This is a genomic window from Bdellovibrio sp. NC01 (genome assembly GCF_006874625.1).
Classification (GTDB): domain Bacteria; phylum Bdellovibrionota; class Bdellovibrionia; order Bdellovibrionales; family Bdellovibrionaceae; genus Bdellovibrio.
The window spans coordinates 3,684,531-3,704,860 of record NZ_CP030034.1; the positions used below are offsets into that span (position 1 = coordinate 3,684,531).

Sequence of the window (20,330 nt, forward strand, 5' to 3'; positions counted from 1 at the left end):
TAGTGGTGACCAGGCAAAAAAGGGAAATAAAAAACCCGCTTCAAGAGCGGGTTTTCTAAGACTATTGAATTAAACCTTTGATTGGAATCGGTAAGCGAATGATTTTATACCACGGATCACGGTACTGATTCATTTGCACAGAGCTATTATCAATAACCCATTTGCCGTTCTTTTTATTTGCCGTGAAATTGATCGAGACTTTGTAGTCGTTGTTTCTGATGCCTACGTCCATTTTATAAACGCAGTTATTGGAAACATTCCCGATAACGTTCACGCGCAATGTATCGCTTTTCTCGCTCAATTTATCCCAGTGCACATTATGCAATAAAGAACCTGCTGGTTTTTTGCTTAGCAACTGCAAATCTGGAATAGGTAAAATCGGAATTGGAATTGTGATTTCGTAGCACATCGCAGTTTCTTCATAGATTTTGCTGATGTCGATCACATCATCACCGACGTTCAATAGAACTTCTGGAAACGATGAATTCAAGCTGGGATTAAACACGCTGACAGAAAATTCTGACGTCCAAGGAATCAATGGCGTTGAAATAAACTTCTGCTGCATCAACATCGATACGCGTACGCCAACTAAATCCAATTCTTCATGAGTATAGTTGCCGTAGTGATGACCCATTTCATGAATCAGGATCGCTGTTGCTTCTGGAATTGAAGTTGGATCGTATTGATCTGCCTCATTCTTGCTGTAAAGAAGATCGGAGTTGATATAGATCGGGCTACCCACGGAGCTTCCCGTTTTTGCGACACGCACTAAACCGTCGATAATAAAGAAACCTGGCGATTTCGTTTCAGAAGCGAAGAACAACTGTTGCGTTTTTCTTTCTTCAGGAAGACCCGCAAGAATTTGTCCTAGGATGTAGCGCTGAGAAGAAGTAAGTTTGCACGCCGATGTTTTCAAGCACAGCTCGATGTATTTATCGAGTTTTTCATAAGCGTAAAGCACGTTCTTTTCAGAAAGACCGCCACCGTTGTTCACCATATCGCCACCGCGACGCGCGAACGCATTGAAACTTGCAGCAGAAAGAAGTACGGCCAGTAGAAGGCGACTTACGTTGATCATTTTTTATCCTCCGTCGAAGACGTTAGCTTCGTAATTGGAAACAACTGAAACGAGAGCGTATAAACTTCTGTAGCGGTCTCGTCTTCTAGCAGATCAGCTATCTTTTTACGAGTTTTAGTTAAAAGCTCTTTGGCGAGTGGCAGTTTTTCAGGGTTCACTGGCATCGTAATGGAACCAAATTCCCGCGTATTAACGGGATCACGATGCAATGATGACTCTGCCAAATGTAAATTCTGATTGTGGTGCTTTCTAATTGCAGCTGAAGGAATATCGCGTGACGTTCCGATGGGTTTGGAAGTTCTTACCATCTTATTACGATTTTTCTTAATCAGCTCAAGACTGAGTAAACGCTCTAGTGCTTCACTCGCTTCGACCTTCTTGATTCCTAACCGATCTGCAATCCATTTCGGATCCGCTTGGTTATCTTTAAGCTTCGCTAAATTTAAAATTGCAATGTAATGCCAATCCGCGATCAGTCGGAAAGTTAATTCATCTAGATAAGTACGATCATCAACTTCTGCACGTGATGATTGATCTTTATAATCTGCCCACAACTTTTCTTTTTCTAGAGGAGAAACAAACAATCTCTCCATCACTTTTTCCAAGTTTGATTTAGAAAGAGAACGCTTATCTGCAAGAACGTCTGAAAGTGTCGTAGCGCCAATATTCAGATCGCGAGCAAACGCACGAAGAGAGTAAGACGAATTTCTTGTCTGTCTTTTCGCAAGTTCTGATAGCAGTAAATTTTTTACAGTGATTTCCATGCACCTTATATATGTCGAACATGTTTTAAATGCAAGATATCGGAACACTTTGTCCCGATTTTTAATGTCGGGACAGATTGTCCCGACCACCCCCTAGACACCGCAAAACACCTGAAGTACTTATGGCCCATACCCGCAAGCAATGCGGAAAACAAAGGTAAGTAAAAACACTAAACTCAAAAGGAGTTCGAAATGAAAAAGGTATTATTGGCAATCGCGATGGTTTTGGGAACTGCAACAGCCAACGCTTCTATTGAAGCACCAGCATGGGCTTGTAACTTGGCTTTCAAAGGTGAAGCACAAGGTTTCAAAGTTATCCTAGGTAGCTACCACTATGAAGGCCAAGGCGACTTGAACTGCGTAAGCCTTACAGGTCAAACAGCACACTACCCAGTGCGTGTAACAATGAAAGCAAAACCGCTTTCTCCACAAGTGGCTTTCGGTCGTATGGAACTTTCAGGTCAAGCTGCAGAAATTGCTTTGTTTGACACAAACCCTGAATCAATCCTTGGCACATACTATGTTGCTCAAGCACAAGCAGCTGTATTGGGTGGCGTTGGTTTGATCACTGCAACTCGTATTGATTTGCCAACTATGGCCTTGAAAGTTTCATTGCAATTCGCAAAAGGTTTCGGTGTGAACCTTGGTGTAAACCGCATGGAAATTTCTCTTCGTTAATTGTTAGTTTGTTAATTGGTTCCTTCTTGTCGGAAGGTTGGAGAGGTTGGTGGTGTGGTGCTACCAACCTTTCCTTTTTGTTTTTTATTCGCTCTTAGTCTTGTGGCACTTGCAGGATTTTGAGGGATTTTACATGTCAGTTATCTAACGTGGGCCAGGAAAAGAAATCGCCATGTCCACGCGGGAGTACACTGATGACAAGTAAAACCCTTAACCCTTGAGGTGTGGCATGAAAAAGAACCATCAACTAACATCTCTGCTTGTAGCTTTTTTCCTTTCAACAGGTTTTTCATTCTCGGCTCATGCAGCTGACAATAATTCCGAAGATACGACAAACGTTCTTGAAGAGATCAATCCGTTCGATCCAAACATTGAGCAAACATTGGAACAAATCGACGCCATCTATGAACGCGAAACTGGTAAATCAGCTCACTTACCAGAAGAGTTCATTGACAGTATTGTCGGCGTTTATGGTGGGTGTTCTAGAGAAACTTGCGCTGTGTGGGCACAAGTTGTTAAGTCGACACAAACAATGTACTTGTACGTGAACGGCAGTCTTCGTGGATCTTGGGCTGTATCGACTGGTATGTCAGGTTACGGTACACCTAACTTTGACAGACATCCAGATGGACGTATTTATGACAGATATTCTTCTGCCAAATACCCAGGTGGCGACTGGAATGGATTAGGCAATATGCCCTACGCTGTGTTTATCACAGGTGGGTTCGCACTTCATGGCACTCCAAAAGGTAATTGGCCTAAACTTGGAACGCGCGCTTCTCACGGTTGTATTCGTATGCATCCAGATAATGCTTACATGTTCAATCGCTTAGTGCGCGCCAACGGTAAATCCAATGTGTGGATCACCGTTCAGTAGAGAATAAAAATTAAAGAAGACGACTCGAAGTGACTTGAGCGGGCATAGCTGTTCCGCTCCACTTCGTTGTTTGACGAGAACCGTTGCGGATTTTTTCTGACTTAATATCGATGTCGATGATGGCGTTGTATTCACCCAACACAGCCAGGAACGCCAACTTCATTAAAACTTCTTCTTTTTCGGCACAGTCTTTTACCGTGAATGGTTTATCTGTGCGCTTGAAGTTGCGAGTCACTTTGCTGTCAGCAGTGAAGAATGTGATGATACCCTTCGCCGCTCTGACGACTTTTTCATAGTCGTTGATCGCTGGCTGAACTTTGCTATCGAAGCATGAGTTGCAATAAGTTGTGTGCTTTAGATCTTTTGGGATCTCTGGCAAATATAAAAACTGTGCTTCATCTAAGAATTGAGCACAATATTTACAAACAGCGCTTTCGCATGAACCACATACCAACGTGGCCTTCGGTTTTAAGCAAGTACAGCAATTTTCCATAGGCTCGCAAGCTATCATGGGCTCCCCGTTTTAGCTATCTCAGACTTGCCAAAGGGCTGTCAGGCTGGCACTTTCCCTCTGTACCGAGGAAAAATATGCAAAAAAATGTGACTATTCGCCCAGCCTTAGCCTCTGAATGCAAAGACATCCTTCATTTTATCACTCAGCTTGCTATTTATGAAAAGCTTGAACATGAGGTCGTTGCGACAGAAGAGATTCTAAAAAAGAATCTGTTTGGTGAAAACAAGTCGGCCGAGGTTCTTTTTTTAGAAGAAAATGGGGTTAAAGCCGGTTTTGCACTTTTCTTTCAAAGCTTTTCTACGTTCTTAGGTCTTCCCGGTATTTACTTAGAAGATCTGTTTGTCTTGCCCGAACATCGTGGCAAAGGTTACGGCAAAAAGTTGTTAGCCTTCCTGGCAAAAACTGCTGTCGATCGTGGGTGCGGTCGTTTGGAGTGGTCCGTTCTTGATTGGAATAAACCTGCGATTGATTTCTATCTTTCAGTTGGTTCAAAACCCATGGATGAGTGGACTGTTCATCGTATGACCGGCGAAAATCTAAAAAAGTTCGCAGCACTTTCATAAATGTTAATGAAGTGAACTCGCAATTCAGTAGGCAGACATCAGATTCCAAATTATAACTAGATAACACCTGCAAGGAGTTGTCTGTTCATGGAACTGCTGTCAAATCCACAAATCTGGATTGCGTTCTTCACATTGTTTGCTCTGGAACTTGTTCTTGGTATCGATAACATCATCTTTATTTCCATCCTGGCGGGAAAACTTCCTAAGGAACAACAAAACAAAGCACGCATCACTGGTTTGGGACTTGCCGTCTTCACGCGAATTTTGCTTTTGTTATCGTTGTCGTGGATTATCGGTTTAACCGCACCACTGTTCGCCGTATTCGATCACGAAATTTCGGGTCGCGATTTGATTTTATTATTGGGCGGTCTATTCCTGATCGTCAAAAGCACTTTGGAAATTCATCACAAACTTGAAGGTGTCGAAGGCAGTCAGTCTAATAAAGTTGCGCATTCGTTCAATGCCGTGATTTTCCAGATCCTACTCTTGGACATCGTATTTTCACTGGATTCAGTGATTACTGCCGTCGGTATGGTGAATCAGATCTCTGTGATGATTGCCGCCGTTGTCGCTTCGACACTGGTTATGATTTTCTCTGCGAAACCGATCAGTGATTTCGTGGACTCTCATCCGTCACTAAAGATCCTGGCTTTAAGTTTCTTATTGATGATCGGTTTTACATTGATCGTTGAATCGATGGAAATGCACATTCCTAAGGGTTATGTGTACTTCGCTATGGCGTTCTCTATCGGTGTGGAAATGTTAAATATTCGCATGCGCAAGAAAGCGCCTGTTAAAGAAGAGCCGGTGAAATTGCGCGAACGAGTCGCCGAAGACTCGTCCACTCACTAAGCAGCTTTCTTGTTTTTCTTAAGGGGCTTGCCGAACATGCCAAGGTTTGCCTCTTCAGGAAGAACGTTCAGATCTATGATCTTGACCCTCTTCATTTTTTTGATTTCTTCCGTCACAAAATGACGATGACAATCACAGGCGTCGGCTTCGTAACACAACAAAGCGGCTTTTTTTGTCTTGCCAGCGATTTGCAGGATATTTGTTAGTTCATTCTTTTGTTCAGGAATAATTTCTTCGACATAGTCAGCAAACATTTTAGCGCGCGAAATCAGTTTAGCCTTTTGCTTTTTTCGCCACGCCGAGGGCACACCCAAAGCGCCGATATGCACATACTCGATTTTTTGCGCTTCCAAATTCTCTTTCAAGCGGGATTTGGAAAAACCTTTCTTTCTGCTGACGGGATTTTTGCGAATATCGATAACACAGGTCACCTCGTGCTCTTTTAATCCTGCTAAGAATTGTTCAATATCGCAGCCTTCATAACCCACAGTATATAACGTCATTAGTTCTCCTTCGTTTCAACTTGTGCGGGAATTTGTGGCGTGTGCGACGCTACATCTTCTGGCGCAAAAAGCTGACGATCTTTAAAACCTAAACGTCCTACGAATGGAAGTTTGATCGCCGGTCTGGCGAAATCAACTCCAAAGCTCATTCCAAGAATATTAACTTCAAGTCCTTCTGCTAATCCAACCGTTGCCCCCAACAGACCGAATAACGACACTTGCACACCCGTGCCTGATTCGGTGATTCCCAGGGGTTGGCCTTTACCGATCCAATCTTTGCCGATCGCATTTGCTGGCAGTGTTGCATACATGCCTGGCGTGTTACGCATTACCCATGACACGAAAGTGTTGCTATTGGGTCCTGGGTAAATGCGGTACGAATTTGGATAAGGATATGTTTCAATCGCTTTCAACACGTGGGGAATCATGGCTTCTGCTTCTTCACCACGCAGATCGAAATGCAATGTTGGATCGTTACCGAACCAACGTTGATCTGGCATGCGATGTGTTTCGCGAATCACTGGAATTCCCTGATCGGCGTAATAGCCCATGACCTCATACACACTATAGTGACTGGCATTTTTTTCTTTTATCGCGACCCACGAATGCACGGCTAAATTGCCTTTCCATCCATAAGTGCGCGCGGAATAAACTTGAACAATCGCACGCGAGTCTTGCGCGGCCGTGGGCGCGATACCCACTGAACTGCGATCCGCCGTGCGCCAATCTTGTGACCAGCCCGTTGTTGTTTTAAATAAAAGCATTGTTGAAATAAGCATAGTTTTAAATCTCACTTAAACCTTCCTGCCAGGCCGAGTGTGAACTCAACAGGCTTAGAGCTTTCTTAAGTTTCTTTTTGCCTTCATCCGTATGGGGCCATGTCGAAACTCCACTGGGATGAGGCAAACAAATAACTTCCACGTCTTGACCATGGAAATTTGTTTTTAGTTTTTTCCCTACCACATCAGATAAGCCTTTTGATTTGGGAAAAACTTTTGCTCCTAGCACTTCGGTAATTGCGACTCTGCCGACAGCAATAATCAACTGTGGCTTCAGCACTGCCACTTCTTCCTTTAGATGCTGACGACACATTTCAATTTCTTCTTTACTAGGCTCACGGTCGCCCTTTCCTGACTTGCCTGGAAAGCAACGTGCGACCGCTGCCATATAAACCTGTGCACGAAAACTTTCTTCGTCAACCCCTGTGCCTTGCTCGATCCATTTAAATAAAGTTTTTCCTGCGGTGTATGCGAAAGGTTTTCCAAACGTCGCTTCATGCACGCCCGGAGCTTGGCCAATCAACATCACGCGCGTATCCACGGCAGGCCCATGCACAGGAGTGCCGCACATCTGTGGGCACTGTCTGCATTTCTGTAAGTTGTGATGAATAGCTTTGAGCTTTTTTAAGACTGACATGGATAGCTAAGAATAGCGGAAATCTGCTGTGGGCGCTACTTAGCTAGACGTACATCCACGTCAGTGAAGATTTCCTAAACAAGATTCAAGAATGTCCATGGCTTCTGCGGCCGTCTTTCTTCCCACAGTCAAAGCGGGAAACATCGTAAAACCATCGTCAGCTTCAGATAAAATCAGACCACGTTCAAGAGCACGCTTACAAATTTGGGCTCCGTAGAATTTACTTTCGAATTTCACTCCGATCGCCATGCCCTTCACGCGAATATCGGCGTGATGTTTAAACTGCATGGCGTTCAATCTTCTTTCGATATACTCACTCACTTTTTCAACGTGACGGAACAAGTTTTCTTGATGAAATTGAAAATAGCGAATTGTCGCAAGCGCTGCAGTCACGCTGCGGGGATGCCAGCCATAAGTTGGAAAGGAAATGTCCTCACCTTGATATGATTTTGCAACTGTTGAAGTCATCACGCACGCACCCATCGGAGCAACCCCGCTGGTAATGGCTTTCGCAAGACATATAATGTCTGGTTTTAATTTGTAGTGTTCACTTGCAAACATTTTTCCAGTTCTGCCAAAACCCGTTGCAACTTCATCAATGATTAACAATGTTCCGTACTTCTTACACATCTGCTGCAAGCCCGACATGAATTCTTCACTGGGAATTTCAACGCATAAGTTGCAAACGATTGGCTCCATAATAAAAGCGGCAACACGTTTTGTGCGCAAAAACTTTTCCACTTGATCCAAAGCCTGTCCATCTAAGGGCGGGTGAACTCGGTGACAGCGAAACAACGGATTCCAATCTTCAAATGGAGGCGAACCCACAGCACGCGCTGCCATTGAATCACCATGATAAGCATTCTCGACGGAAACAAACTCGGTGCGTTCGGTATGAGCGACCGCTGCTTGCAACGCAATCTCGACAGCTTCTGTGCCGCCAGTGGCCCGAAAGCACTTGCCCATATTCCCCGGTGCCATCTTAACTAAGATCTGCGCAAGCTCTCCCCATCCTTTGTAGAGTTGATGAGTCGCAATGTATTCGGGCCCTTTGAAGCGCATCATCGCATCTTCGATCGCATAGTGGGACCAACCCAAGTTTCCTACGCACCAGCCCATATTGAAATCAATCAGACGTCGCCCATCCGCTGTCATCACGAAACTGCCTTTGGATCTTACAACTTCAAAGTCGACTTTTGAACTTTCACGTCCCAAATATTTATCTTCTTGATGTTGTAAGTTCATACCCACCTCCATTGCTGACAAATGGCAAAGCGTTTTGATTCAGGTTATTGCTCAAAGATAGTCGCTTCATGCTCTTCAGACATCATGCATATTCACATCGGACCTCCATGAAATTAAGTCGATATAAGAGAATGTTCATAATGAGTAAACAGAAGATCAATCCTCACTCTACGACCTTGTGTCTGGCGTTTTCGCTAACGGCTTTAATTTTTTATGTGCCTGCGAATATGTTTCCATTCATGAGTATAGAGCTTTATGGTCGCCAGACGACGTCAACTATTTGGGGCGGCATCGTACAGCTTGCCGACTCGGGCTCGTGGCCTATTGCGATTGTGATCTTTTTAGCAAGTATACTTATTCCGCTTTTAAAACTACTCATTCTGTTTTACTTGGCACTGACAGCGCACACTCATGAAAATCCCAAATTTAAAACCAGACTTTATCAAATCGTAGAATCAATTGGTCGTTGGTCAATGCTTGATATTTTTCTTCTAGCAATTTTAGTTGCGATTCTTAAGCTGGGCCACTGGGCCCACGCAGAGCCGCGCTTAGGCTCGTTATTATTTTTAATGGTCGTCATTTTTACGATGTTGGCATCTGCTTACTTCGATCCCAAACTTCTGCAATCCGACTTATCTGAAACAGAGTCACTAGGAAACGAGGCCTATGAAAAAAGAAACGATCAGTGAAGGAATCGAAAAGATTTCTTCAAAATGGTATATCTGGTTTTTCCCCGTAGTCGCTTTCATCATTACGGCGGTTTTAATGTGGCGATACTTTGAAGGTGTCGGGCCAAAAATTAAAATATACTTCGATGACGGCGCCAACATTCAGGCCGAGCGTACTCGCATTACCTATCGTGGTGTCACGATAGGTATGGTCAATAAAGTCAGCATCTCTGATGATAATAAGGAAGTTATCGCTTACGCGACTTTACAAAAAGACGCTGAAGATTTCGCTGTTGAAGGAACAAAATTTTGGATCGTAACTCCGAAGGTAAGCATCCAAGGTATCAGCGGTTTAGAAACGCTCATTCAAGGACCTTACATTGCAACTCAACCAGGCAAAGGTGCTAAGACCAAAACTTTTAAAGGAAAACTGGAAAGCGAATCCAACGATCCCTTGGAAGATACTGTGCCTTATCATCTTGAAACCACCAACGTGGAGTCGATAAATCCTGGTGACTCAGTCACATATCGAGGAATGAAGATTGGATCCGTGACAAAAGTAAATCTATCGAAATCCGCGCAAACGATTTTAGTACAAATCAACGTTCAAGATAAATTTGTCAGACTAGTTCGGTCCAACACTGTCTTCTGGCGCAAAGTGGGGATTCAAGCAAAGCTTGGATTATTTAAGTCCGAGGTAAAAATAAATTCTTTAGATTCGATTATTCACGGCGGAATCGATATGTTTACACCCGAGCCCCCGGGTGAAATTTCCAAATGGGGAAGCAAGTTTGTTTTGTATGATGGACCACCGAAAGATTATCAGAAGTGGAATCCAAAACTTGAGGCAAAATAAAAAGCCCCGTTTTTCACGGGGCTCACGTTAGTCAGCAAATGCAGATTTAGCCAATTTCTTTGCATGATCGCGAACATCTTTAGGCCAGCCAGAAATTTGTTTTGCAAATTTCTCTTTATCTTTGGCGTACAGTGCGCGTAAAGCCTCTTCATAGTTCGGCAAATCACCCGCCATCACATGCATGAACTTATAGGTCGCATCTTGTGACATACGAATTTGGTCTTTCGCGAAATTCTTTTTACGTGCTTCTTCAACAAGCTTACGCAACGTCACTGATGCCCCACCCGGCTGACGTGATAACCAATCCCACTGCGCTGGAAGAAGAGTCACTTCGCGTGGCACGACTCCAAGCTTTGGTCGCCCCGGGCCTTTGACCACTTCAGCTTCCGCTTCTTCTGAGGGGAAGAGACCTTCTAATCTTTTCGCCAGTGACTCTGCCGTGCCACGCAAGTCGATATCTACTTGCTCGCCCGTGAGATCGTTAAAAATCAGAACTGTGGTGCGCGTTTCTTTTTTTAAATGTTCTTTTACTTCGGTCGCAACGTCTTTGATATCACCCGTCGTGATTCGGTCGCTGCCCGAAAATGCTGTGAAAGTTTGTTTTAGAGTTTCCATTTTTAAAACCTCTATGAAGCTGCGGAATTCGCTTGGCGTCTTTCCCGCACAGCTTTGTTAATGAAAATCATCAATCCTAAGGCGATACAGATCGTGCCCAACATCACATAACCAACACGGTCGAAGTGCTCAAGCTTCCCATCAGCACCACGCATGACAATCATCCCCGCCACAACTGATGCCAAACCACCGGCCACTTGTTGAATCGAAGCACTGACTGACATGTAAGCGCCACGACTTGTTTGCTCTGGCACACCCGACATGATTGTTTGGGCTGGAATCATGCGCGAGAAAATCCCGATGAACATGATCACATTCACAACCACCACGGCTGCCAATGGTGTCACACCCAAATGCGTATAGATGATAACCATCACCGCACTAAGCATTGATCCAAAGATGAACGTTTTTAAGTTACCGAATGAATCGCACAGTCGACCCACCAAAGGCCCGATCAAGATCGAAAAACATCCAGTAATTAGATAAATCATCGGAAGCTTTTCTAGAGCAATTCCAAGATTATTCACGGTGAAGGCACTACCGAATGGCAACAACATAAAGCCACCGATTGATAAGAACGCCACCGCTAAGTACGAAGTCGTATACTGTGTATTCGTGATCGTACCAAGCAAGTGATGCAGCGGATGTTTATCCACTTTATACTGCAAATGCTCATTCACGGGTTTCATCTTAAACCAAATGATAAAACCAACGATGGTGCTGACCGCAACGATCATCAAAAACGGCGCGTGCCATCCGAAATGATTCGACAAAAACAATCCTGACGGCAAACCCAAAATCTGGCTGGCAGCAAATGCTGTCTGCAAGAAGCCCATCACACGTCCACGCATGTGCATTGGAAAAATATCCGTTGTAATTGCCATCACGATGGAACCAATCACACCACCAAAAAGGCCCGTGATAATTCTAGCTGCTAATAACATTTCATAATTAGGAGCCAAAGCGCAGAACAATGTTCCTGCGACAAAGCCCAGATAAAAGAACATCAACATGTTCTTGCGATCAAAACGATCCGCAAAGCCCGCCGCAAGAAAGCCTGAAATCCCTGCGCTGAATGCGTAAGCCGATACGACTAAACCAAATTGCGCTGTCGTGATGTTCAATGCAGGCATCATCGTCGCGCCCAATGGCGACATGATCATGAAGTCCAAAATGATTGTGAACTGCAAGAACGCTAGGATAGCGATAATAAATTTCTGATAACTATCAAACTTGGCAACTGGTGCCGCTGTCTTTTCCACAGAGTGTCCCTTCCCTCTTCGGTATGAACTATTATTACCCGGGTAAAATAAAAAAGTCAATATTACCCGGATAATATTATTAGGGCCCAAAAGTTCAGGCTGAGACTTGAATGAATTCAATAGTTTAAATTGATTACTTAGGTGATTTTAGACTGGACCCACTCAATATTTTTTTCGATCACATCTTTAGGAAGATCGTTCATGAGTTGGTTGACGAGATCGGCAAGTGAAACAGCCTCAAGCTCTTTACGCCAAGCTTCGTCGGCTTTGTACATCACTTTGGCGATCTGGCAGGGTTTCGCGAAGACCGTTTTCGCAGGTTTGCACGGATTGTTTTTACGAATCTCCGTACACTGGAATGTTGAGGAACGTCCTTCAACTGCTTCCACGATTTCTAAGAAATTAATTTTCGTTGCAGGACGCGCAAGACGATAACCTCCGCGCGGTCCTAGGGTTGTATCGACAAGGCCCGCTTGCGATAACGCTTGCATGGCCTTAGAGAGATATTCTTTAGGAACTCCGTGAAACTCTGCCAAGTCTTTTGTGGCAATGTATGCGCCCTCTGGCAAAGTCGCCAGAAAAGTACAACAGTGTAGTGCCCATTCAACTTGGTTTCGTAAAATCACTTTAGTTCATTCCCGCCTTATCAAGGCCAAAAAATTTATCGGCAGATCCCGGAACTGATCTGAAGCTTACGCTTAGACGATTCCAGAAATTGATCATACCAATTGCGAACGTTAAGTCAGACAAATCTTTATCAGAGAATTGTTGTTTAACGCGATTGTACACTTCATCGGAAATACCATGCTCACCTAGCTTAGTCACGGCTTCTGTCCATTCCAGCGCCGCTCTTTCGCGCTCTGAAAATAGATTTGATTCACGCCATACGATGATGTGGTGAACGCGAAGATCTCTTTCGCCGTGGATACGTGCTTCTTTGACGTGCATGTCGATGCAAAATGCACAGCCATTCAGTTGTGAAGCGCGAATATCAATAAGATCGATGATCGTTGCACCTAGTTCGGATTTTCTTACTAAAGCTGCAAGCTCTGTCATCTTCTTTACAAACTCTGGGGACTCTTGATTGTAGTTAACTCGTAAGCTCATGGGCTCACCTCCAATTAAGGATATTATATATCCTTAATTAAAACCTTCGCAATCGGAATTTTGAAACGGTCAGTTTGGTTATAAAAAAAGTTAAAGAAATTAGTAGCTTGAGGACGTAAAATATTTTATCGAGTTTACTTAAACGGCACTTTGAGCGGATCAAGTTGACTCGACTTTTCTCTCGATACGCGCAAAAAGTTGCAAAGACCTTATGTGTAAGTTATATGTAAATTCATGAGTCTTCCCGACTGGAATTTAATAAAGTCCAAACTTTCGATCCTTGCCGATGCAGCAAAGTACGATGCTTCGTGCTCTAGCAGTGGTTCGCACCGAAAACGTGATGCCAAAGGCATGGGAAACGTCGAGGGCATGGGAATTTGCCATAGCTATGCACCAGATGGTCGCTGCATCAGCTTGCTTAAAATTCTTATGACGAACTTTTGCATTTTCGATTGCAAATACTGCGTCAACCGCGTGTCGAGCGATGTGAAACGAGCGAAGTTTTCACCAGACGAAATTGTCACGCTGACATTAGAATTCTATCGCCGCAATTATATTGAAGGTTTGTTTTTAAGTTCGGGCATTATTGAAAGTTCTGATGCGACGATGGAAAAATTAATCCAGGTCGCAAAGACTTTGCGCCAAGTGCATCGTTTTAATGGATACATTCATTTGAAAGTCGTTGCGGGCTCTTCACAAGAGCTCATCGAAGAGGCCGGCTTATGGGCCGATCGTGTCAGTGCAAATGTTGAAATGCCCGTGCAAAAAGATTTGGATATTTTAGCTCCAGCTAAAACGATTGAGTCTGCCACGACTTCGATGAATCAAATTGCCGAAAAAGTTAGTGAAGCCAAAGAGGAACAGAAAAAATCTTTCCGCTTCCGCGCCCCCAAGTTCGCACCTGCGGGTCAAACGACACAAATGATCGTAGGCGCGACTGGCAGCACGGATTCTTTGATCTTAAATTCCTCACAAAGTCTTTATAGAAAATATGCTTTACGTCGTGTTTATTATTCAGCTTACAGCCCGATTCCTCATTCGGATGTGTTATTACCAACGGAGCAACCGCAATTAGTTCGTGAAAATCGTCTGTATCAAGCCGATTGGCTTTTACGTTTTTATAACTTTGAAGCGCAAGAACTTGTGAATGATGAAAATCCTGATTTGCCACTGGATATGGACCCGAAATCGGCGTGGGCGTTACGCAATCGTCAGTATTTTCCGGTCGACGTGAATTCTGCGGCACGCGAACAGCTTTTGCGCGTGCCCGGCCTTGGTGTTCGCAATGTCGAGCGTATTTTACAGATGCGACCTCATCGTAAGATCTCTCTGTTGGATTTAGGGAAACTTCGTGTGCCACTGAAACGAACGAAGTATTTCGTAATTACTTCTGATCATAATCCTGATGTGTTTTTATTAGACTCACAGCACTTGAAAAAGAACATCGCCCCAGAAAGCACTCAGTTGTCACTGTTTGATATAAAACAGACAGCCGTCTCTGGAGAAATTTGATGGAACTGGATTTTGAAACATGGCGAATCGAGGCACGCTCGTTGTTACAAAAGGGCGTTCCACCTCACTTAACTTCGTGGGAACTGACACAATCTTTTTTCACAATTGCTGATTCAGAATTAAAACCTCTGCCATCACCAAAGGTTCCTAAAGAATTCATGGAGCTTGCAGCATTGGTTGCCTGTGCTCGCGATCCGCAGCGCTGGGCTTTGTTATATCGTTTGATTTTCCGTTTGAATCACGAGAATGCAAAATTATTAAATGTCGTTGTGGACGAAGATGTGCATAAAGCCCAACTGCTTGCCAAGTCCGTCAGCAAAGACATTCATAAGATGCATGCCTTCGTGCGCTTTAAAAAGGCAGTGATTGATGGCCAAGAAACCTACGTGGCGTGGCATAAGGCCGAACATTATATAGTGAAACTTGCGACGCCTTTTTTCGTACGTCGTTTTGGTGATAAGCCTTGGTCTATTTTTACTCCGGATGGTTCCGCCCACTGGAATATGGAAACTTTATCTTTTTCAGAAGGCATGAGCCAAAGTGATTTCGAACATGATGATCCATTCGATGAAGTTTGGAAAACATATTATCGCTCGATCTATAATCCCGCCCGTCTGAAAATTAAAATGATGAAGCAGGAAATGTCGCCAAAATATTGGTCCAGTCTTCCTGAAGCGGAAATCATTCACGAACTTATTCGCGAAACGCCCCAACGTTTGCAGAATATGTCGCAGACTGAAAAGTTTTTAGCGCAGGTGCCTGATACTTTTGATTGGAGTGAAGTCAAAAAATCGGCTCTTTCTTGCAATGCTTGTCCGCTTGCGAGTCAAGCAACACAAACTGTTTTTGGTGAAGGCAATTTGCATGCGGAATTAATGATCGTCGGCGAACAACCCGGCGATGAAGAAGATTTGTCTGGTAGCGCCTTCGTGGGGCCTGCGGGTCAAGTTCTGGCGCAAGCTCTAGAAAAAGCAGGCGTTGCGCGCGAATCTATTTACCTCACTAACGCTGTTAAACATTTTAAGTGGACACCTGCAAATGCCAGTGCTGGTGGTGGCAAAGCACGTATTCACAAAAAAGCTTCCGGATCAGAGATGCATGCGTGTAAGCCGTGGCTTGAAAAAGAAATTGAATTGGTAAAACCTAAAGTGATCTTGGCTTTGGGTGCGACTGCAGGCATAGCTTTGTATGGTCGCTTGGTGCAAATTCAAAAAGAACGTGGCAAAGTTCGTACCGATAGTGCTTACGCTAAAACACTTTTGATTTCATGGCACCCGTCCGCGATTTTACGCGCCACGAACAGTGACGAAGCCTCATTGCGCTTTAATGATCTTGTGAGCGATATTCAAAGCGCGTTGGCTGCGACGAAAAGCTAAGTGTTGATGTAACACATCTGACATTATTCACCATGTTTTACTACAGTACAGACATCTTCTCGACCGTCCTTCTGCGCGCCTATTTTATTCTATTCTTAGGGGAAGAATATGCGCACAGAAACCGTTCCTTTAAAAGAACGTAGACCTGCTACTCGCAAAAAAGCGACCAAAAAATCAATCGCGAGTAAGACCGAACTCATTACTAACGAAAACTTTTTGCCGGCTTTGCTAAAACTTCTATCTAAAGCAAAAAAGACGATCGATATTTTGCAATTTTCATTTGCGATCGGAAGTGTCAAGGGTGTGCTAGCAACGAAGACTGCGCCTTATAAAATTGCGGAAAAGCTAGCTCAGATTAAAGAAAAACACGGCGATAAAATTAAAATTCGTCTGTTCATTGAAGGTCGTCGTGAAACGGCGGATCGCAATCGCGTGACTGCAAACTTCTTAAAAAAGGCCGGCATTGAAGTCCGTTACGGCTCCACTCATGCAAAAGGATTTTGTATTGATGGCCGTTACGTGTTGTTTGGCTCTACAAATCTGACGCAACAATCGATCACAAAAAATCACGAGACAAATTTGCTTTTAGACGATCCGAAGGCTGCTTCTGGTTTCGACGCTTACTTTATGCACTTATGGAAAGGTGGTAAACATGGCGGGATCATTCTTGATCCCCCGATGATTGCGGATGGTGGTTTCAAAGATGTTTTAGTGAACCTCATCGACACCGCGAAGATGCGTTTAGAATTTTCAATTTACTTCTTTATTCACACAGAAATTGAAGAGGCTTTGATTCGTGCGCATGAACGTGGCGTGAAAATCACAGGTTTTATTCATCAGCACAATAGCTTTGGGATTTGGTACGTGCGCCGTACTCGTGATACCGCAAATCGACTTCTTCAAGCCGGAATCAGCGATTTGCATTTCGGGCCCAGTCACCTTTTCACTCATTCTAAATTTATCGTGAAGGATCGTAAGGAAGTTATGCTCGGTACTGGCAACTGGTTGGTAGAAGACGTTAAAACTCATCCGCAAATTTATATTCACTTGCACGATGCGGTTCTGGCCAAAAAGTTAAGTCAACATCTTGCACAGACGTTGAAGGAAGAAAAGAAACGGGGCCTTTCAGCCCCGCATCTAAAACATTAATTTAATTTATAGCGAGCCGCTGGTTGTGAGCGCGAAAGATTTGGGCCCAAAGCTTGGCGAGCACTGATAAAGTTTTGCCAATCTTTTTCTTCTGGCAAAGACGGAATCGTGATCTGTTCATTTTTATCAAGACCAACAAGAGCGGCATCGACCATGTCTTCTGCTGACATCACCATTTCTGAAGGCAAGTGGCTGAGTGGGAAACCGGAACGATCCCAAAGCTCTGTGCTTGTTGCCCCAGGAAGAACCGCTTGCACTCGCACACCTGAATCTTTCACTTCGGCTTGCAGCGCTTGTGTGAAATTCAAAACGTAGGCTTTGCTACCGCTGTATGCCGCACCAATCAACTCTGGATTTAGCGCCACAACAGATGCGATGTTGATGATCGTGCCCGCTTTACGGGCTACGAAGCTTGGCACAACTGCAACCGTTAAACGTGTTAATGCCGTGATATTCAGATTAATTAAATTTTCTAAAGTATCTGCATTGGCTGCGGCGATGGGACCCGCTGAAGCCATACCTGCATTATTGACCAGCATCGAAATCGCAGCGTCGGTTTTTAAACGCTCTTCCAATTTCACAACATCCGTGTGTTTTGTTAAATCAGCACGAAGAATTTCAACTTCAATTCCATAAGAAGCTGTCAATTTGCTTGCGAGTTTTTTCATGCGCTCTTCATCGCGTGCTACTAAAAGCAAATTATAGCCACGTTTCGCCAAACGATCTGCGTAAATGGCACCGATACCTGAAGAAGCTCCTGTTACAACTGCTGTTCCGTTTTTATTGCTCATAAAATCATCCTTATATTGGTTTTAAATACTCTTTTATGTAAACCGATCTGTTTACATCACAAGATCGAAGGTAAACTAAACAGTTTACTTCGTCAAGGACTTGGGTTAAAATGTTTCATATGGATACAAATACTAATAATTCCGATAACTTAGATAAACGCCAGGCCATCATACAAAAGGCCTATGAGGTTTTTTACAAAGAAGGATTTCATGCTGCTGGCGTGGACTCGCTCTTAGACGGGACCGGGATCTCGAAGCGTACTTTGTATAAGTATTTCGCTTCTAAAGAGGAATTAATCCAAGCCGTTATCGAGCATTATAGCAATTTGCAGTTCAAGGCTTTAGAGACTTACCTTGCAGACCATTCTTCTCCTGCAAAAAAAATCTTGGCGCTCTTTGATTGGCTCAGTGAAATGGTTGCGACTAGAAATCCTAATGGCTGCTTGGCTATCAATGCGAAGATGGAATATGCACATAAGCATGACGCGATTGAGGGACAAAGCTCTCTGCATTTTTCTGCATTTTATGAATTAATTTATGACCTTTGCAAAGCGGCTCACTGCCATGATGCCAAAAAAGTTGCAAAGCAGATTCACATCTTATTCCAAGGAGCTGTCGTCGGAGGCCAAACAGAAGGCAACCCCGAAATCGCGCAACTCGCAAAAGGTGTCGCGAAGTCTTTATTGGAACAAGCGCTTCACTAGATGCGGTAAGGCTCGAGATGCTCTTTCAAAGCGGCATGCAGAGATTGCAGGACTTTTCTATCTCTTAAAGTCTTGCCCATACCGTAGGCTCCCTCTTGTGCTGTAACGATATACTGGGCCATCTGAGAGGCATTAAGATTCTTGTGAAGATGGCCTTCTTGTTTGCCGCGCTCAAGATGTTCGCGCGTCCCATCGATCCACATATTCATAACCGAACTTAAGATCTCGCGAAACTTTGGATCGACTGTCGACATTTCCTGGCAAAGATTATTTAGCGGACAACCGCAACCCAAAAACTCTTCGGGGATTTCAACGATATTCTTTTTAAAGCAGTGAAGAATTCCCTGCACCGGATCTTTATATGCACGCAAAGGTTTAATCCAACGGTCCATCATCATCTCGCGCAGTAATTCATCTGCATAAGCGTAACCAAGAGCATTCTTCGTAGGAAAGTGATGAAAGAACGCACCTTTCGTCATCTTCGTCTTTTTTACGATCTGATCAACGCTAACACCTTGAAAGCTGTTCTGATAAATCTCAAGAAAAGACACCTCAAGAATATGCTTCCTTGTTTTCTCGGCATCTCTTTTTTGCAGTCTTTCCATTGTCTTACCCATCCCATGTCTTAATTTGCGGCAACACATACCGTGCGGTATCTTATAATTACTACATTAATATCATAAAATCCTTCATTTTTCTATTGAGTTTCAAATTTAACATACCGTATAGTATGTTAAGAACACCTTATTAAACTTAGGAGTAACCATGCTTAAACCTCAAGATGCACCTATCAATCCCGAATTAGATCTAGTGCTTGAAAAGATTCTTCCCCTTCCAAAGGAAAAGGTTTGGAAAGCGTGGACGACTCCAGAAATTTTAGTGCAATGGTTTTGTCCTAAGCCATGGAAAACAACAGAAGCAAAAATCAATCTTTATCCTGGCGGTCATTTCTTCACGAACATGCAATCACCTGAAGGAGAAAATTATCCAAATGTCGGTTGCTTCCTTGAAGTTGTCGAAAATCATCGTCTTGTGTGGACAGACGCCTTATTGGAAGGCTACCGCCCTTCTGAAAACAGCTTCATGACGGCTGTTTTGATTCTTGAAGATCATCCACAAGGAACTAAATATAAAGCTATCGCTCGCCATAGAAATGCTGAAGACAGAAAAAAGCATGAGGACATGGGATTCCTACAAGGCTGGTCGACGTGCGCCGAGCAACTTGTTGAAGTTATGAAAAGCAAGTAGGCCAAGATGAAGACCGCATTCATTACTATCATCAGTATCTCTGTCGTGATTTTTCTGGTCATTGCTATCACAGGACGCATGACTAAAACAGTTGTCGTCAGTCGCACTTTTAATGCACCACTTGAAACGGTGTGGACGCGTTGGAATGACACGGAATCGATTAAACAGTACTGGGGACCAAAAAATTACACTGCTCCCAAAATTGAAAATGACTTCCGTGAGGGCGGATCATTTTTATTCGCAATGCGCTCACCAAGCGGTGAGACTTTTTATAATGCGGGTAAGTACACGCAAATTATTCCAAAAGAAAAAATCGCGGCCACTCTTTCATTCGCAGATGAAAACGGAAACCTCATTCCCGGTTCTGAAGTGAAAGCGCCAGGTCACTGGCCCGATGCGGTTAATGTCACAGTGACTTTCAAAGATGTTGGTGGCAAAACTGAAGTGACTGTTCAAGAAGATGGTATTCCAGCTCTTATGTACATTTTGGCAAAGATGGGCTGGCAGCAGCAGATGGATAAATTCGAACTCCTTGTGAAGTAGAGGTAAAGA

At 43.8% G+C, this 20,330-nt stretch carries 25 protein-coding genes; 12 read left to right on the top strand and 13 right to left on the bottom strand.

The genetic code is table 11. The features are described from left to right. Positions 1–61 precede the first annotated feature (61 nt). Together DOE51_RS17610 and DOE51_RS17615 are read right to left on the bottom strand one after the other, a co-directional pair. On the bottom strand, positions 62–1,078 hold the full coding sequence (locus DOE51_RS17610; RefSeq protein ID WP_142697836.1) for a hypothetical protein: 1,017 nt from the start codon (positions 1,076–1,078) through the stop codon (positions 62–64). Continuing rightward, positions 1,075–1,842, bottom strand: coding sequence for a DUF4423 domain-containing protein (locus DOE51_RS17615; RefSeq protein ID WP_142697837.1), 768 nt, complete (start codon positions 1,840–1,842; stop codon positions 1,075–1,077). Before DOE51_RS17615 ends, DOE51_RS17610 begins: the two co-directional genes overlap by 4 nt. 192 nt (positions 1,843–2,034) lie before the next feature. On the opposite strand from DOE51_RS17615, the gene DOE51_RS17620 reads away from it, so the two are divergent. Next, on the top strand, positions 2,035–2,520 hold the full coding sequence (locus tag DOE51_RS17620) for a hypothetical protein (RefSeq protein ID WP_142697838.1): 486 nt from the start codon (positions 2,035–2,037) through the stop codon (positions 2,518–2,520). Positions 2,521–2,749: 229 nt separating this feature from the next. Then, entirely contained in the window at positions 2,750–3,397 is a 648-nt protein-coding gene (locus DOE51_RS17625) for a L,D-transpeptidase (RefSeq protein WP_142697839.1), read from the top strand. Positions 3,398–3,407: 10 nt separating this feature from the next. Here DOE51_RS17625 and DOE51_RS17630 read toward each other — a convergent pair whose 3' ends face one another. Further along, complete coding sequence (locus DOE51_RS17630) at positions 3,408–3,890, bottom strand: hypothetical protein (RefSeq protein ID WP_142697840.1); 483 nt, start codon at positions 3,888–3,890, stop codon at positions 3,408–3,410. A 95-nt stretch (positions 3,891–3,985) separates the two neighbouring features. On the opposite strand from DOE51_RS17630, the gene DOE51_RS17635 reads away from it, so the two are divergent. Then, positions 3,986–4,474 (top strand): GNAT family N-acetyltransferase, encoded by a 489-nt coding sequence (locus DOE51_RS17635; RefSeq protein WP_142697841.1) that lies wholly within the window; start codon positions 3,986–3,988, stop codon positions 4,472–4,474. A gap of 87 nt (positions 4,475–4,561) precedes the next feature. Further along, positions 4,562–5,326, top strand: coding sequence for a TerC family protein (locus DOE51_RS17640; protein ID WP_142697842.1), 765 nt, complete (start codon positions 4,562–4,564; stop codon positions 5,324–5,326). On the opposite strand, the gene DOE51_RS17645 is transcribed toward DOE51_RS17640, so the two are convergent. From DOE51_RS17645 to DOE51_RS17660, 4 genes are all read right to left on the bottom strand, one after another. After that, positions 5,323–5,829 carry a DUF488 family protein gene (locus tag DOE51_RS17645; protein WP_142697843.1) on the bottom strand — a complete coding sequence of 169 codons (507 nt, stop codon included), beginning with the start codon at positions 5,827–5,829 and terminating at the stop codon, positions 5,323–5,325. The genes DOE51_RS17640 and DOE51_RS17645 overlap by 4 nt on opposite strands. Next, positions 5,829–6,623: a DUF3750 domain-containing protein gene (locus tag DOE51_RS17650; RefSeq protein ID WP_246845172.1), complete on the bottom strand. Its 795-nt coding sequence runs from the start codon at positions 6,621–6,623 to the stop codon at positions 5,829–5,831. The genes DOE51_RS17645 and DOE51_RS17650 overlap by 1 nt, the downstream gene beginning before the upstream one ends. Beyond that, the gene (locus DOE51_RS17655) at positions 6,613–7,149 is read right to left on the bottom strand and encodes a uracil-DNA glycosylase family protein (RefSeq protein WP_210415542.1); all 537 of its coding nucleotides are present in this window, start codon (positions 7,147–7,149) and stop codon (positions 6,613–6,615) included. Before DOE51_RS17655 ends, DOE51_RS17650 begins: the two co-directional genes overlap by 11 nt. 156 nt (positions 7,150–7,305) lie before the next feature. Continuing rightward, positions 7,306–8,490, bottom strand: a complete 1,185-nt coding sequence (locus tag DOE51_RS17660; protein ID WP_142697845.1) for an aspartate aminotransferase family protein — start codon at positions 8,488–8,490, stop codon at positions 7,306–7,308. 140 nt (positions 8,491–8,630) lie between these two features. Here DOE51_RS17660 and DOE51_RS17665 point away from each other — a divergent pair, with 140 nt between their 5' ends. Together DOE51_RS17665 and DOE51_RS17670 are read left to right on the top strand one after the other, a co-directional pair. Continuing rightward, positions 8,631–9,179 (top strand): paraquat-inducible protein A, encoded by a 549-nt coding sequence (locus DOE51_RS17665; protein ID WP_142697846.1) that lies wholly within the window; start codon positions 8,631–8,633, stop codon positions 9,177–9,179. Next, positions 9,157–10,014 carry an MlaD family protein gene (locus DOE51_RS17670; RefSeq protein WP_142697847.1) on the top strand — a complete coding sequence of 286 codons (858 nt, stop codon included), beginning with the start codon at positions 9,157–9,159 and terminating at the stop codon, positions 10,012–10,014. The genes DOE51_RS17665 and DOE51_RS17670 overlap by 23 nt, the downstream gene beginning before the upstream one ends. A gap of 27 nt (positions 10,015–10,041) precedes the next feature. Here DOE51_RS17670 and DOE51_RS17675 read toward each other — a convergent pair whose 3' ends face one another. The 4 genes from DOE51_RS17675 to DOE51_RS17690 form a co-directional block, all read right to left on the bottom strand. Next, positions 10,042–10,629, bottom strand: a complete 588-nt coding sequence (locus tag DOE51_RS17675; protein ID WP_142697848.1) for a DUF2239 family protein — start codon at positions 10,627–10,629, stop codon at positions 10,042–10,044. An 11-nt stretch (positions 10,630–10,640) separates the two neighbouring features. After that, on the bottom strand, positions 10,641–11,891 hold the full coding sequence (locus DOE51_RS17680; RefSeq protein WP_142697849.1) for an MFS transporter: 1,251 nt from the start codon (positions 11,889–11,891) through the stop codon (positions 10,641–10,643). Between the two features lie 137 nt (positions 11,892–12,028). After that, positions 12,029–12,517: an Rrf2 family transcriptional regulator gene (locus tag DOE51_RS17685; protein ID WP_142697850.1), complete on the bottom strand. Its 489-nt coding sequence runs from the start codon at positions 12,515–12,517 to the stop codon at positions 12,029–12,031. Position 12,518: 1 nt separating this feature from the next. After that, complete coding sequence (locus DOE51_RS17690) at positions 12,519–12,998, bottom strand: carboxymuconolactone decarboxylase family protein (protein WP_142697851.1); 480 nt, start codon at positions 12,996–12,998, stop codon at positions 12,519–12,521. A gap of 234 nt (positions 12,999–13,232) precedes the next feature. On the opposite strand from DOE51_RS17690, the gene DOE51_RS17695 reads away from it, so the two are divergent. The 3 genes from DOE51_RS17695 (at position 13,233) to DOE51_RS17705 (ending at position 17,035) form a co-directional block, all read left to right on the top strand. Beyond that, a complete protein-coding gene (locus DOE51_RS17695) occupies positions 13,233–14,510 on the top strand; it encodes a putative DNA modification/repair radical SAM protein (RefSeq protein ID WP_142697852.1) in 1,278 nt (425 codons plus the stop codon). After that, complete coding sequence (locus tag DOE51_RS17700; RefSeq protein ID WP_142697853.1) at positions 14,510–15,886, top strand: UdgX family uracil-DNA binding protein; 1,377 nt, start codon at positions 14,510–14,512, stop codon at positions 15,884–15,886. Before DOE51_RS17695 ends, DOE51_RS17700 begins: the two co-directional genes overlap by 1 nt. Before the next feature lie 108 nt (positions 15,887–15,994). Further along, on the top strand, positions 15,995–17,035 hold the full coding sequence (locus DOE51_RS17705; protein WP_142697854.1) for a phosphatidylserine/phosphatidylglycerophosphate/cardiolipin synthase family protein: 1,041 nt from the start codon (positions 15,995–15,997) through the stop codon (positions 17,033–17,035). Here DOE51_RS17705 and DOE51_RS17710 read toward each other — a convergent pair. Then, positions 17,032–17,826, bottom strand: a complete 795-nt coding sequence (locus DOE51_RS17710) for an SDR family oxidoreductase (RefSeq protein WP_142697855.1) — start codon at positions 17,824–17,826, stop codon at positions 17,032–17,034. The genes DOE51_RS17705 and DOE51_RS17710 overlap by 4 nt on opposite strands. A 119-nt stretch (positions 17,827–17,945) precedes the next feature. Between DOE51_RS17710 and DOE51_RS17715 the strand changes: the two genes are divergently transcribed. Continuing rightward, entirely contained in the window at positions 17,946–18,530 is a 585-nt protein-coding gene (locus DOE51_RS17715) for a TetR/AcrR family transcriptional regulator (protein WP_168196489.1), read from the top strand. On the opposite strand, the gene DOE51_RS17720 is transcribed toward DOE51_RS17715, so the two are convergent. Continuing rightward, entirely contained in the window at positions 18,527–19,081 is a 555-nt protein-coding gene (locus DOE51_RS17720; protein ID WP_168196490.1) for a TetR/AcrR family transcriptional regulator, read from the bottom strand. The genes DOE51_RS17715 and DOE51_RS17720 overlap by 4 nt on opposite strands. A 214-nt stretch (positions 19,082–19,295) precedes the next feature. Between DOE51_RS17720 and DOE51_RS17725 the strand changes: the two genes are divergently transcribed. Further along, positions 19,296–19,778 carry an SRPBCC family protein gene (locus DOE51_RS17725; RefSeq protein WP_142697858.1) on the top strand — a complete coding sequence of 161 codons (483 nt, stop codon included), beginning with the start codon at positions 19,296–19,298 and terminating at the stop codon, positions 19,776–19,778. A gap of 6 nt (positions 19,779–19,784) precedes the next feature. After that, positions 19,785–20,321 carry an SRPBCC domain-containing protein gene (locus tag DOE51_RS17730; protein ID WP_142697859.1) on the top strand — a complete coding sequence of 179 codons (537 nt, stop codon included), beginning with the start codon at positions 19,785–19,787 and terminating at the stop codon, positions 20,319–20,321. Positions 20,322–20,330: the final 9 nt, after the last annotated feature.

Excerpts from the sequence above, each read along its gene's own strand:
- DOE51_RS17610 (WP_142697836.1), bottom strand. The coding sequence starts at position 1,078 with ATGATCAACGTAAGTCGCCTTCTACTGGCCGTACTTCTTTCTGCTGCA.
- DOE51_RS17615 (WP_142697837.1), bottom strand. The coding sequence starts at position 1,842 with ATGGAAATCACTGTAAAAAATTTACTGCTATCAGAACTTGCGAAAAGA.
- DOE51_RS17620 (WP_142697838.1), top strand. The coding sequence starts at position 2,035 with ATGAAAAAGGTATTATTGGCAATCGCGATGGTTTTGGGAACTGCAACA.
- DOE51_RS17625 (WP_142697839.1), top strand. The coding sequence starts at position 2,750 with ATGAAAAAGAACCATCAACTAACATCTCTGCTTGTAGCTTTTTTCCTT.
- DOE51_RS17630 (WP_142697840.1), bottom strand. The coding sequence starts at position 3,890 with ATGGAAAATTGCTGTACTTGCTTAAAACCGAAGGCCACGTTGGTATGT.
- DOE51_RS17635 (WP_142697841.1), top strand. The coding sequence starts at position 3,986 with ATGCAAAAAAATGTGACTATTCGCCCAGCCTTAGCCTCTGAATGCAAA.
- DOE51_RS17640 (WP_142697842.1), top strand. The coding sequence starts at position 4,562 with ATGGAACTGCTGTCAAATCCACAAATCTGGATTGCGTTCTTCACATTG.
- DOE51_RS17645 (WP_142697843.1), bottom strand. The coding sequence starts at position 5,829 with ATGACGTTATATACTGTGGGTTATGAAGGCTGCGATATTGAACAATTC.
- DOE51_RS17660 (WP_142697845.1), bottom strand. The coding sequence starts at position 8,490 with ATGAACTTACAACATCAAGAAGATAAATATTTGGGACGTGAAAGTTCA.
- DOE51_RS17665 (WP_142697846.1), top strand. The coding sequence starts at position 8,631 with ATGAGTAAACAGAAGATCAATCCTCACTCTACGACCTTGTGTCTGGCG.
- DOE51_RS17670 (WP_142697847.1), top strand. The coding sequence starts at position 9,157 with ATGAAAAAAGAAACGATCAGTGAAGGAATCGAAAAGATTTCTTCAAAA.
- DOE51_RS17675 (WP_142697848.1), bottom strand. The coding sequence starts at position 10,629 with ATGGAAACTCTAAAACAAACTTTCACAGCATTTTCGGGCAGCGACCGA.
- DOE51_RS17690 (WP_142697851.1), bottom strand. The coding sequence starts at position 12,998 with ATGAGCTTACGAGTTAACTACAATCAAGAGTCCCCAGAGTTTGTAAAG.
- DOE51_RS17695 (WP_142697852.1), top strand. The coding sequence starts at position 13,233 with ATGAGTCTTCCCGACTGGAATTTAATAAAGTCCAAACTTTCGATCCTT.
- DOE51_RS17700 (WP_142697853.1), top strand. The coding sequence starts at position 14,510 with ATGGAACTGGATTTTGAAACATGGCGAATCGAGGCACGCTCGTTGTTA.
- DOE51_RS17705 (WP_142697854.1), top strand. The coding sequence starts at position 15,995 with ATGCGCACAGAAACCGTTCCTTTAAAAGAACGTAGACCTGCTACTCGC.
- DOE51_RS17710 (WP_142697855.1), bottom strand. The coding sequence starts at position 17,826 with ATGAGCAATAAAAACGGAACAGCAGTTGTAACAGGAGCTTCTTCAGGT.
- DOE51_RS17715 (WP_168196489.1), top strand. The coding sequence starts at position 17,946 with ATGGATACAAATACTAATAATTCCGATAACTTAGATAAACGCCAGGCC.
- DOE51_RS17725 (WP_142697858.1), top strand. The coding sequence starts at position 19,296 with ATGCTTAAACCTCAAGATGCACCTATCAATCCCGAATTAGATCTAGTG.
- DOE51_RS17730 (WP_142697859.1), top strand. The coding sequence starts at position 19,785 with ATGAAGACCGCATTCATTACTATCATCAGTATCTCTGTCGTGATTTTT.